Origin of the sequence: Mesorhizobium sp. 2RAF21 (genome assembly GCF_052115345.1) — a bacterium.
Taxonomy (GTDB): domain Bacteria; phylum Pseudomonadota; class Alphaproteobacteria; order Rhizobiales; family Rhizobiaceae; genus Mesorhizobium; species Mesorhizobium terrae.
Map to the genome: position 1 here is coordinate 292,059 of NZ_JBFRGM010000008.1, position 11,029 is coordinate 303,087.

12 protein-coding genes are annotated in these 11,029 nt (G+C 65.7%); 9 read left to right on the plus strand and 3 right to left on the minus strand.

From position 1 onward, the window contains the following. Positions 1–64: 64 nt before the first annotated feature. Entirely contained in the window at positions 65–754 is a 690-nt protein-coding gene (locus AB4136_RS15560) for a helix-turn-helix transcriptional regulator (protein WP_137900671.1), read from the minus strand. A 14-nt stretch (positions 755–768) separates the two neighbouring features. Here AB4136_RS15560 and AB4136_RS15565 point away from each other — a divergent pair, with 14 nt between their 5' ends. The 5 genes from AB4136_RS15565 to acuI all read left to right on the plus strand — a co-directional run bounded on the left by AB4136_RS15565 (position 769) and on the right by acuI (position 4,939). Continuing rightward, complete coding sequence (locus tag AB4136_RS15565; RefSeq protein WP_137900672.1) at positions 769–1,050, plus strand: hypothetical protein; 282 nt, start codon at positions 769–771, stop codon at positions 1,048–1,050. Between the two features lie 599 nt (positions 1,051–1,649). After that, positions 1,650–2,570 carry an RsmD family RNA methyltransferase gene (locus tag AB4136_RS15570; protein ID WP_441931254.1) on the plus strand — a complete coding sequence of 307 codons (921 nt, stop codon included), beginning with the start codon at positions 1,650–1,652 and terminating at the stop codon, positions 2,568–2,570. Then, positions 2,567–3,415: a TrmH family RNA methyltransferase gene (locus AB4136_RS15575; protein ID WP_137900674.1), complete on the plus strand. Its 849-nt coding sequence runs from the start codon at positions 2,567–2,569 to the stop codon at positions 3,413–3,415. The genes AB4136_RS15570 and AB4136_RS15575 overlap by 4 nt, the downstream gene beginning before the upstream one ends. Continuing rightward, positions 3,412–3,894, plus strand: a complete 483-nt coding sequence (lspA, locus tag AB4136_RS15580; RefSeq protein ID WP_137900675.1) for a signal peptidase II — start codon at positions 3,412–3,414, stop codon at positions 3,892–3,894. The genes AB4136_RS15575 and lspA overlap by 4 nt, the downstream gene beginning before the upstream one ends. Before the next feature lie 55 nt (positions 3,895–3,949). After that, positions 3,950–4,939, plus strand: coding sequence for an acrylyl-CoA reductase (NADPH) (gene acuI, locus AB4136_RS15585; RefSeq protein ID WP_137900676.1), 990 nt, complete (start codon positions 3,950–3,952; stop codon positions 4,937–4,939). An 18-nt stretch (positions 4,940–4,957) separates the two neighbouring features. On the opposite strand, the gene AB4136_RS15590 is transcribed toward acuI, so the two are convergent. Further along, positions 4,958–5,818: an NmrA/HSCARG family protein gene (locus tag AB4136_RS15590; protein WP_441931253.1), complete on the minus strand. Its 861-nt coding sequence runs from the start codon at positions 5,816–5,818 to the stop codon at positions 4,958–4,960. 117 nt (positions 5,819–5,935) lie between these two features. Between AB4136_RS15590 and AB4136_RS15595 the strand changes: the two genes are divergently transcribed. The 4 genes from AB4136_RS15595 (at position 5,936) to AB4136_RS15610 (ending at position 10,165) form a co-directional block, all read left to right on the plus strand. Next, a complete protein-coding gene (locus AB4136_RS15595; RefSeq protein WP_024927203.1) occupies positions 5,936–6,349 on the plus strand; it encodes a winged helix-turn-helix transcriptional regulator in 414 nt (137 codons plus the stop codon). A gap of 101 nt (positions 6,350–6,450) precedes the next feature. After that, positions 6,451–8,742 (plus strand): ATP-binding protein, encoded by a 2,292-nt coding sequence (locus tag AB4136_RS15600; protein ID WP_024927202.1) that lies wholly within the window; start codon positions 6,451–6,453, stop codon positions 8,740–8,742. 218 nt (positions 8,743–8,960) lie between these two features. Continuing rightward, positions 8,961–9,782 carry a GNAT family N-acetyltransferase gene (locus AB4136_RS15605; protein WP_373426403.1) on the plus strand — a complete coding sequence of 274 codons (822 nt, stop codon included), beginning with the start codon at positions 8,961–8,963 and terminating at the stop codon, positions 9,780–9,782. Between the two features lie 8 nt (positions 9,783–9,790). Further along, on the plus strand, positions 9,791–10,165 hold the full coding sequence (locus AB4136_RS15610) for an MmcQ/YjbR family DNA-binding protein (RefSeq protein ID WP_137900677.1): 375 nt from the start codon (positions 9,791–9,793) through the stop codon (positions 10,163–10,165). 67 nt (positions 10,166–10,232) lie between these two features. On the opposite strand, the gene AB4136_RS15615 is transcribed toward AB4136_RS15610, so the two are convergent. After that, the gene (locus AB4136_RS15615) at positions 10,233–10,865 is read right to left on the minus strand and encodes a trimeric intracellular cation channel family protein (protein WP_137900678.1); all 633 of its coding nucleotides are present in this window, start codon (positions 10,863–10,865) and stop codon (positions 10,233–10,235) included. Positions 10,866–11,029 lie beyond the last annotated feature (164 nt).

Consider the following 11,029-nt stretch of genomic DNA (forward strand, 5'->3'; position numbering starts at 1 on the left):
GGCTCTCCGTGTTGCGATGGAGAGACCATAGCGAGCACCACTGTCAGATTCTGGCAGTAGCGATTCAGGCTTTCGGCGTCTCCTCCAGCGTCGCCCGCCATTCCTTGAGCAGAGCCTGCCGCCGCCTCGGATAACGCGTACCGGTGATGTCCAGCCGCGCGACGCGGTCGGTGCGGAAGTGCCGGAACCCCTGCCGCATCTCGCACCAGGCCACCATCACCCGTACCTTGTCGAAAAAGCCCAGTGCGAACGGCCACACGACGCGCTCGCTGCCGGCGCCGGCTGCGTCATTGTAGGTGATGGTCAGTTTCCGCTCGTCGCGGATCGCCTGGCGCACCGCGCCCAGATCGATGCCTTCGCTCGCCTCGGCGCGAGGGCCGACCAGAAGCGTGGTCGCATCAAGGTCTTCGCGCAGATCGTCTGGCAGCACGGCGGCGATCTTGGCCAAGGCATCGGTGGCCGCCCGCGACAGCCGGTTGTCGGGCTGCTTGGCCACCCAGCGCGAACCCAGCACGATCGCCTCGATCTCCTCGTCGGTGAACATCAGCGGCGGCAGCATGAAGCCGGGTTTCAGCACGTAACCCAGCCCCGCCTCGCCCTCGATCGGTGCGCCCTGCCCCTGCAGCGTGGCGATGTCGCGATAGAGCGTGCGGATCGATATGCCGAGTTCGAAGGCCAGCGTTTGCCCGCTCACCGGCCGCCGGTGGCGGCGCAGCGTCTGGACGAGATCGAGCAGGCGTTCGGAGCGCGACATGATGGCCGGAGATTATGCCGGACGGCAGTCGCGCGGAAGCCTGGCGACATGACAGCGATGTGGATGCCAGCGGCGATCAGGAAGAACGATCGAAAGAAATAATCCTTTTCTTTTCAATAGTCGTTCTGTTCTCGCACGAAAAATCCGCTGCATCCGAATTCACACCCTTTCGGCCTGCGGCATCCTTGGGCCTGAAAGCCGTCCTCAAGGGAACCTGGTGCGCACCGGGTATCAGGGAGAACGTCGGTGCCGGACTGGCAGCGCTAACGGTGGCGGTGTCTGGTGACGAGCCCTAAGTCCGGGCCCTGGAAAAACCCGGCCGCCGCAAATGGCGGCTTTGAGGTCCGAAGTCTGCCGTCGTGAATGGCGGCGAGGTCGGTCCGGGGCAAGAACACCGGCGGGGCGCCCGGAAGGCGCCACGTACTTGCTATTGAGAGGCACCGACCCGGCGCCCCGCTTCCCGCCTCCCCGGACAAGGGAGTGCTCTTTGACAATGGCCAGGGCGGTCTTCCGCAGCGTGGCGATGATGAAGTGCGTCCAACCGCACCGGTCCACCATGTTGCGCGGCCCCGGCCCCTATGCCAAAAGCAGCGCGAAACGCGGAGCGTCCTTTTTGAAATTCACGCGCGACAAACGCCGGGACAAATCGGGCCGCCAGCAAGGCGGCGCGTCGACGCCGCGCGCGCCGGACAAGCGCCGCGACGGCAAGCCGGCAGACAAGGCCGGCCGGGGACCGGAGCAGAAGCGGGGCCAGCGGCCCGAGACGAAGGCCGAGCGCTTCGAGAACCGCCCGGCAAAGTCACCGGAACACAGGACCGCAAGGCCGCCCGAGCCCCGAGGTGAACATCGCCCTGCCGAACCGCAGCTCGACCCCAAGGCGGAAACCGCGCCGCGCGTGCTGACGCGCCGCGTAGGCGCCCTGCCGGCGGAAAAACTGCCGCTGATCCTCGAAGTCGCCCCCAATGCCGATTATGCGCTGCTCGACAGCGGCAACGGCCAGAAGCTCGAGCAATACGGCCCCTACCGCATCGTCCGCCCGGAGGGTCAGGCGATCTGGCAGCCGGCGCTGCCGGTGAAKGACTGGAACCAAGCCGACGCCATCTTCACCGGCGATACCGACGAGGAAGGCCTGGGCCGCTGGCGCTTCCCCGGCCAGCCGCTCGGCGAAACCTGGCCGATGAAGCATGACGGCATCGACTATCTCGGCCGCTTCACTTCCTTCCGCCATGTCGGCGTCTTCCCGGAGCAGGCTTCGCACTGGGACCACATGGCCGGTCTCATCGAGAGCGCCAGGCGCCCGGTCAAGGTGTTGAACCTGTTCGGTTATACCGGCCTTGCCTCGCTGGTGGCGGCACGCGCCGGCGCCGAGGTCACCCATGTCGATGCTTCCAAGAAGGCCATCGGCTGGGCCCGCGAGAACCAGGAAATGGCCGGCCTCGGCAACAAGCCGATCCGCTGGATCGTCGAGGACGCGATGAAATTCGCCGAGCGCGAGGAACGGCGCGGCAGCCGCTACGACATCATCCTGTTCGACCCGCCCGCCTATGGCCGCGGGCCGAAGGGCGAGGTCTGGCAATTGTTCGAGCACCTGCCGGCGCTGACCGACATCTGCCGTTCCATCCTGACGCCGAAGCCTTTGGCGGTGGTCCTCACCGCCTATTCAATCCGCGCTTCCTTCTTCGCCATCCACGCCTTGATGCGCGACACCTTCGCCGGCATGGGCGGGTGCGTGGAATCGGGCGAGCTGATCATCCGCGAACAGTCGGCCGGACGCGCGCTTTCGACATCCCTCTTCTCGCGCTGGGTGGCCAAATGAGCGAACACCGCACCGGAGCGCCGGGCCGCGTCAAGGAAGTGACGAGCCTGGCCAATCCGCTGGTGAAAGACATCAAGGCACTGGCGCTGAAGAAATTCCGCGACCAGCAGAATGCCTTCATCGCCGAAGGACTGAAGCTGGTTATCGACGCGCTGGACCTCGGTTGGACGATCAAGACGCTGATCTTCGCCAAGTCCGCGCTCGGCAACCAGGCGGTCGAGAAAGTTGCTTCGCGCACCGTGGCGGCCGGCGGTGACGTGCTCGAGGTCTCGGAAAAAGTGCTGTCGGCGATCACCCGCCGCGACAATCCGCAGGCTGTGGTCGGCGTCTTTTCGCAGAAATATCTGCCCCTGAAGGACGTCCGCCCGAAGAATGGCGATGTCTGGGTGGCGCTCGACCGTGTGCGCGACCCCGGCAATCTCGGCACCGTGATGCGCACCGTCGACGCTGTCGGCGCCAAGGGTGTCATCCTGATCGGCGACACCACCGACCCGTTCGCGGTCGAAACCGTGCGCGCCACCATGGGTTCGGTGTTCGCCGTCCCAGTGGTCAAGACGACGCCCGACGCCTTCCTCGCCTGGCGCAAGGGTTTTCCGGGCCTCGTCGCCGGCACGCATCTCAAGGGCGCCGTCGACTACCGCTCGGTCGATTTCTCGAACAAGCCGGTGCTGCTTTTGATGGGCAATGAGCAGCAGGGCTTGCCGGATGATCTCGCCGCCAGCTGCGACCGACTGCTCCGCATTCCGCAGGCGGGCCGCGCCGATTCGCTGAACCTTGCAGTCGCCACCGGCGTGATGCTGTTCGAAATCCGCCGCGGCGCGCTCACGCTGGAGGACAGGTCCTGAAATCGCTGACGCCTTATGCCGTGCTGACCATCGTCGCCATCGCGCTCGACCAGTGGATCAAGCAGCTGGTCGAAACCGGCCTGCCTTTCCAGGAAAAGATCGACCTCGTGCCGTTCCTGGCGCTGTTCCGCACCTACAACACCGGCATCGCCTTCTCGATGTTCTCGTCCTTGAGCGACACCGGCCTGATCGCGGTGGCGGCGGTCGTCGTCGCCTTCGTGCTCTATCTGGCGATGAAGACCCCGCCGAACCAGGTTCTTGCCCGCATCGGCTTTGCGTTCATCATTGGCGGCGCGCTGGGCAATGTCATCGACCGCACCGTCTACGGTCACGTCATCGACTACATCCTGTTCCACACGCCGGTCTGGTCCTTCGCCGTTTTCAACCTGGCGGATGTCTTCATCTCGGTCGGCGCCGCCGCCGTCGTGCTCGACGAATTCATCACCTGGCGCAGGCAACCGCGACCTTCGGACGATTGACCGGGGTCGATTTCGAAGTAGCCTGCCCCCTCGTTCCGCGATCGGGGAGAAGCCAGTGCCGGACACCTTCAAAGCCATCCTGATCTCGCGCGACGACGACAAGAAGCAGTCCGTCGCGGTGACAGAACTGACCGAGGCCGACCTGATGGACGGCGACGTCACCGTCGCGGTCGAGGCGACCACGGTGAACTACAAGGACGGGCTGGCGATCACCGGCAAGGCGCCGGTGGTGCGCCGCTGGCCGCTGGTGCCCGGTATCGACTTCGCCGGCACGGTGCTGTCTTCCGACCATGACGAATGGCGCAAGGGCGACCGGGTCATTCTCAACGGCTGGGGCGTCGGCGAAACCCATTACGGCGCCTATGCCGGGCGCGCCCGCGTCAAGGGCGAGTGGCTGGTGCCGCTGCCGGACGGCATGTCGGCGCATGACGCGATGGCGGTCGGCACCGCCGGCTACACCGCCATGCTTTCGGTGATGGCGCTGGAACGCCACGGCATTACCCCGCAACGCGGTCCCGTCATCGTCACGGGTGCCGCCGGCGGTGTCGGTTCCGTTGCCGTCGCGATCCTCTCCAAACTCGGCTACCACGTCGTCGCCTCGACCGGCCGCCCTCAGGAAGAAGCCTATCTCCGCGAGCTGGGCGCGGCCGAAATCATCGCCCGCGACGAGCTGACCGGAGCGGTCAAGCCGCTCGCCAAGGAGCGCTGGGCGGGCGGCATCGACGCCGTCGGCTCCACCACGCTCGCCAATGTCCTGTCGATGACCGCCTATGGCGGCGCGGTCGCCGCCTGCGGCCTCGCCGGCGGCATGGACCTGCCTTCGTCGGTCGCGCCCTTCATCCTGCGCGGCGTCTCCCTGCTCGGCATCGATTCCGTCATGGCGCCCCGCGAAATCCGCCGGCAGGCGTGGCAACGCATCGGCCGCGACCTGGACCTGGCCAAGCTCAAGGCGCTGTCCACCACCATCGGCTTCGACGGCATCGTCGCCGCCGCCACCGACATCGTCGACGGCAAGATTCGCGGGCGTGTCGTGGTGGATATGTAGCGCGTCCGTTGGACCGGTTCAGCCTGCTGCCTGCCTGAGGATTTCGTCAAAGGTCTTGCGTCCGCTCCCGGAAAACCAGGACCGGAACGAGAGAACTTCCGGGTTGATCGCACGCATGACGTTCAGGTCGACGTGATCCGCAAGCGGCCCCGCGTCCAGGCCCGCGGCCATGTGCCCAAGATCTGGATTGGCTGAGAGAACCTCTTCGGAAAAGCGCCCATAGGCGATCGGTCGGCCCGCGGCTTGCGTAAAGATGGCCTCCAGATCATTGCCGGTAATGCTGTCGCCCGCGATCTTTAGTGTCTTGCCGCCGAACCGCGTCTTGTCGGCGAAAACAGCGGCCACGAACTTGCCGATGTCTTCCACGGCGATGAGCTGCATCGATTGGTCCGGTCTGAGGAAAAATGTGTAGCGCCCCTCGTCCAGCCCGAACCCGGGTCTCACCAGCATCTCCATGAAGATCATGGGCCTGATGATGGTTGCGGTGATCGGCAGGCCGCGGATATGCGCCTCGATGCGCGGTTTGGCGTCGAAACGCGCCACACCCGTCAGCTTCTCGCCCGCGCTGGCGCCCGAGGAATAGACAAAGTGCGCAACGCCGCTCTCGACTGCCAAGTCCGCGATCGCGCTTCCGGCGCGCACCTCTCCTTCCTCCACCAGATTGCCCGGCAACACGCTGAAGACGCCATAGGTGCCCCTCATCGCGGCACGGATCGCTGCGGTGTCATCGAACGATCCCTGCACGAGTTCGACACCGGCATCATGAAGCGCCATCGACTTTGGCGCTCCTGCGTCCCGCACAAACGCCCGAACAGGCCATCGTGCCCGCAACAGGGCCTCGACGACCGACCCTCCCTGCCGGCCCGTTGCGCCGAACACCAGGATTGGAAGCTTGCCATTCGTCATTCGGGAACCCTCGTGTTGAACAAGGGCTATCCATATATACTGCGGGAACGCTGCTGGAAGACGGCACATTTTCCAGCCTAGGGCACAAGGATGATACGCTTGGACAAACCGATCCAGGGCAGGTCCGACGGGGTTGCGGAGAGTGAACGCCACTTCAAGCCGTATCCGTCGAATGGAATCTGCACGCGGCTCGGCGACAAATGGACTGTCCAGGTCATCTGGCGCCTCTCGCTCGCGCCTGGGAGCAGGCTCCGCTTCTCAGCGCTCAAGGGCGAAGTCGACGGAATTACCCAGCGCATGCTGACGCTTACGCTGCGCAATCTGGAACGGGATGGCCTTGTGCTGCGCCACTATTTTCCCGAGGTGCCGCCGCGCGTGGAATATGAGCTGACCGAGATGGGTATCGGCGTATTGTCCGCCCTCGAGGGCCTGAACTTTTGGATCAGGGACAACTTGCCCCGCATCGAGCAAAGCCGACGCCTTTACGACGATGCCGGGCAGTAATTTCGCGCTTGCCGGGCGCCAGCCCAAAAATCCGCGCGATTGCTAAAATTCGAACAGTCCGGCGCAGCCTTCCATAATTTATCTGTGGCTAAGATAGCTGCATGATCGGGGACAAGACTGCTGCAAGACGGGTGGTGGAGAAGCGCGCCGACGAGGCCGCCGAACCTGCCGCCGCGCGCCGTGTGCTGGCGCAAACCCCGCCATTGGCGCCGAAACTTCCGGACAGGACGCTGCACGAAGGCCTGCCCTTCGCCATCATCGTCATGCTCGTCGTCCTTGCCGGCCTGTCCGAACTGACCGGCGCGCCGCCCTTCATCGCCCTTGGCATGCTGGCGACGGGCCTCGCCGGACTTGCCCTGTTCATGCGCACGCAGCGCAAGGAGCAGAACATCGCCTCCATCCTCGACGACAACGCGGCCCGCAGCCGCGCCGAAATCGAGATCATGGCCGACCGCATGTGGGAGATGCAGGAAAGCGAAGAGCGCTTTCGCGGCCTGATCGATGCTCTCGGCGACCTCGTCGTCCATCGCGACCGCGACGGCCGCATCGTCTACGCCAACCGGGTCTTTGCCGAACTGGTCGGTCACGACCGCTTCGATCTGGCCGGCATGACGCTGGCCGAACTCGGCATCGACATCGGCGTCGTGCCCGACGCCGCCTTTTCCGACCGCGACTGCCTGAGCTCGACCGACGTCGCCATCCGCACGCCTAATGGGCCGCGCTGGTTCTCGTGGATCGAACTGTCGATGCGCGACAAGGACAGCGCCGAGGTCTCGCACCGGGCAATCGCGCGCGACATCACCGCCCGCAAGCAGGCCGAATCCTCGCTGATCAACGCCCGCGAGCGCGCCGAATATGCCAGCCAGGCGAAATCGCGCTTTCTCGCCACCGTCAGCCACGAGATCCGCACGCCGATGAACGGCATCATGGGCATGGCCAAGCTGCTCGCCGACACCAGGCTGACGCCCGAGCAGCGCACCTATGTCGGTGCCGTCTCCACCTCGGCCAGCGCGCTGCTGGCGCTGATCGAGGACCTGCTCGACTATTCCAAGATCGAGGCCGGCCGTTTCGCGCCCGAACCGCAGCCGATGTCGCCGCGCGAGATCGCCGACAATGTCGTCGAACTCCTGGCCGCCCGCGCCTTCGGCAAGGGCATTGGCCTTGCCTGCCATGTCGAACCGGACGTGCCGCAGATCATCACCGCCGACCCCGGACGGGTGCGGCAGGTGCTGCTCAACCTCATCGGCAATGCCGTTAAATTCACCGAAGCGGGCGGCGTGCTGGTCAGCGTTTCGCGCCGCCGCGGCGACGACGGCGACCGCGTACGCTTCTCGATCACCGACACCGGTCCCGGCCTCAGCGAAGCCGACATGGACCGCATCTTCGAGGATTTCGAGCAGGCCGACGGCACGTCGACGCGCAAGCACGGCGGCGCCGGGCTGGGGCTTGCCATCTCCAGGCGGCTGGTGGCGGCGATGAACGGCACGATCACGGTCTCGAGCGCCCCCGGCGAGGGCTCGGAATTCATCTTCGAACTGCCGGCGCGGGCCGCGATCGAGCCGCCGGAAGACAGGACGAACGCCCTGGCGGAGCGTCACGCCGTCATCGTTTCGGAAAATACAGTCGAGGCCGAGGCCATCGCCCGCACCATCCGCGCCCATGGCGGCCACGCCGAAATCGTCGCCAATGCCGCTCAGGCGCTGCCCTTCGCCGGCTTCTGCAACCTGCTGCTCGTCGACGCCCGGCTGGAAGACAGCGACTGCCGCGTCTTGAAACGCCTGCGCCAGACCGGCTTCATGGCCTGCGAGGCGGTGACGCTGATCGCGCCGTCCGACCGCGGCGCCCTGGTCGAGTTCCGCGCCGCCGGCTATGCCACCTTCCTGGCGCGGCCGGTGCGCGGCGAAACCCTGCTGCGCGTGCTGCTGGCCGGCAAGGCCGCGGTCGGCGGGCCTTTGCCCGGCCCGGACAAGACACCGCAGGCGCTCGCACGCACGCACGGCAATGGCAGCCTGTCGGTGCTGATCGCCGAGGACAACGACATCAATGCCATGCTCGCCCGCGCCAGCTTGCAGAAGGCCGGCCATCGGGTCGATATCGTCAACAACGGCAAGGCCGCGGTCGACGCCATTGCCACCGAAAGCGCCGCCAGGCGTTACGACGTGGTGCTGATGGACCTGCACATGCCGCTGATGGACGGCATGGACGCCATCGCCGCGATTCGCCGCCACGAGGAAGCCACCGGCGTCGCGCCGGTGCCGATCATGGTGCTGTCGGCCGACAGCCAGGAAAAAACCCGACACGCCGTTCTTGCCCACGGCGCCTCCGGTTTCGTCACCAAACCGCTCGATCCACAGGCTTTGGTACACGCGGTGGAAAGCCAGATTGCCGCGTGATTGCGGCCTGTTCTGCCCCTAGGTAAGCCGGCTAGGCAGGTGATGAGCTGCGCTCTTCCCCTTGCTCCTCACTTTGTATCACGGTACTGTCACAATCCTGTAGCACCTACATCGTATCCCGACGCCAAGAGGGATGGCTCGAAGGAGAATCACTCGTGCATACAGCGATGCCGCAAGGTGAGATGCAGGGAAACACCGGGGGCACCGCTATCCAGAGGATGAGGACGATCGAATCGATCACCGGCACCCTGGGCAAGATCGGCAGCCTCGAAGTCAGGCTGGCCCGCGACGAAGCCGAAATCGCCGCCGCGCAGGAAATCCGCTACCGCGTTTTTTATGACGAGCTTGGCGCTCGCAAGAGCCGCCTGCAGTCTTTGGAACGCCGCGACGCCGACCGTTTCGATCCGGTCTGCGACCATCTGCTCGTGTTCGACAACACCCTTCCCGGCCCCGACCATCGCCGCATCGTCGGCACCTACCGGCTGCTGCGCCAGGAAACTGCGGTGCGGGCCGGCGGTTTCTATTCCGAGGACGAATTCGAGCTCAGGCGGCTGATCGCCAGGCATCCCGGCCAGCGTTTCCTGGAACTCGGCCGTTCCTGCGTTTTGCCCGAATACCGCTCCAAGCGCACCATCGAGGCGCTGTGGCAGGGCCTGTGGGCCTATTTCACCCATTACGACATCGGCGTTCTGACCGGCTGCGCCTCCTTCCACGGCACGGTGCCGGCGGCACATGCCGAGGCGCTGACCTATCTGGCGCATCACTGCCGCACCACCCCGGCCTGGGACATCAGCGCCAATGCCGGCCGTTATTGCTCGATGGACCTGATGCCGATCGAGGCGGTCAGCGCCAAGGCGGCGATCGCGGCCATGCCGCCGCTGGTCAAGGGTTATCTCAGGGTCGGCGCCCGCATCGGCGACGGCTGCGTCATCGACCACGACTTCAAGACCGTCGACATCTTCATCGTGCTGCCCGTCCGCGAAATCGGCGCCCGCTACGTGAATTATTACGGCGGCGAAGGGCAGCGTTTCGCCGCCTAGCAAAAGCGATGGAACCCGGCCTGCTCGCCGTCTTCCAGCGACTGAGTGATGCCACGCGCGGCCTGCCTGATATCGTCGAGACCACTTCCTACGGCACGCCGGCGTTGAAAGCCGGCAAGAAGCTGCTCACCCGCGTCAAGGACGCGCACACGGCGGTGCTGATGTGCCCGCTCGACGAGAAGCAGATGTTGCTGGAAGCGGCGCCCGACCTCTATTTCGAGACCGACCACTACAAGGGCTGGCCGGCGCTGCTGGTCCGCATGGATGCCGTCTCCGACGAAGAACTGCGCCATCGCCTCGAGCGCAGCTGGCTGAGCCGGGCAACGAAGACGCAGGCCAAGGCATGGCTGGTCGAACGCGAAAAGACTTCGCAGGCGCCCTGATCAGCCGGCATCGCCGCGCAGCCGCGACCTTTCCTTGCCCCTTGCGGGAGAAGGGACGCTTCGCCTCCTACGGAATGTCTTCCGGCCGGCGCCCCGGTCGGCTCTTGTAGGGCGGAAACGACCAGCCGAACTTCAGCGCGCCACCACGGATGGCAAGCGCTGCCAGGAAACCGGCGGGATAGGAGATCTGCGGCGGCAAGAGGATGAGGTCGCAGGCCGTGTAGACCCCGGCACCGACGATCGCCGCCGTCACATAGACTTCCGGCCTGAGCAGCACCGAGGGCTCGCCGGCCAAAAGATCGCGCAGGATGCCGCCGAAACACGCCGTCAGCATGCCCATGACGATCGACACCGCTGGCGAACCGGTGATCGCCATGCCCTTGGCGGCGCCCATCACGGCAAAGACCGCAAGGCCGATCGCATCCAGCCACAGAAGCAGTTTGTAGCGGGATTCGACCCGGTGCGCGCCGAAGAACACGACCAGGGCGACCAGCGTGCAGATCAGCACATAGTCGCGGTTGCCGATCCAGAACACCGGCACACCGAGAATGAGGTCGCGGAAGGTGCCGCCGCCGACCCCGGTCACCGCCGCCAGGAAAACGAAGCCGACGATGTCGAGTTGCTTGCGCGAGGCCGCCAATGCCCCGGTCGCCGCGAACACCGCGACGCCGGCATAGTCGATGAAAGTGATGATGGGCATCGGGAGCCGGCGGATTAGATGAGGTCGGCAGTCGGCAGTCGGCAGTCGGCAGTCGGCAGTCGGCAGTCGGCAGTCGGCAGTCGGCAGTCGGCAGTCGGCAGTCGGCAGTCGGCAGTCGGCAGTCGGCAGTCGGCAGTCGGCAGTCGGCAGTCGGCAGTCGGCAG

What these genes read in the sequence shown, in the direction of transcription:
- AB4136_RS15560 (WP_137900671.1), bottom strand. Translation starts at nt 754, where the DNA reads ATGTCGCGCTCCGAACGCCTGCTCGATCTCGTCCAGACGCTGCGCCGC.
- AB4136_RS15565 (WP_137900672.1), top strand. Translation starts at nt 769, where the DNA reads ATGCCGGACGGCAGTCGCGCGGAAGCCTGGCGACATGACAGCGATGTG.
- AB4136_RS15575 (WP_137900674.1), top strand. Translation starts at nt 2,567, where the DNA reads ATGAGCGAACACCGCACCGGAGCGCCGGGCCGCGTCAAGGAAGTGACG.
- AB4136_RS15595 (WP_024927203.1), top strand. Translation starts at nt 5,936, where the DNA reads ATGATACGCTTGGACAAACCGATCCAGGGCAGGTCCGACGGGGTTGCG.
- AB4136_RS15600 (WP_024927202.1), top strand. Translation starts at nt 6,451, where the DNA reads ATGATCGGGGACAAGACTGCTGCAAGACGGGTGGTGGAGAAGCGCGCC.
- AB4136_RS15605 (WP_373426403.1), top strand. Translation starts at nt 8,961, where the DNA reads ATGAGGACGATCGAATCGATCACCGGCACCCTGGGCAAGATCGGCAGC.
- AB4136_RS15610 (WP_137900677.1), top strand. Translation starts at nt 9,791, where the DNA reads ATGGAACCCGGCCTGCTCGCCGTCTTCCAGCGACTGAGTGATGCCACG.
- AB4136_RS15615 (WP_137900678.1), bottom strand. Translation starts at nt 10,865, where the DNA reads ATGCCCATCATCACTTTCATCGACTATGCCGGCGTCGCGGTGTTCGCG.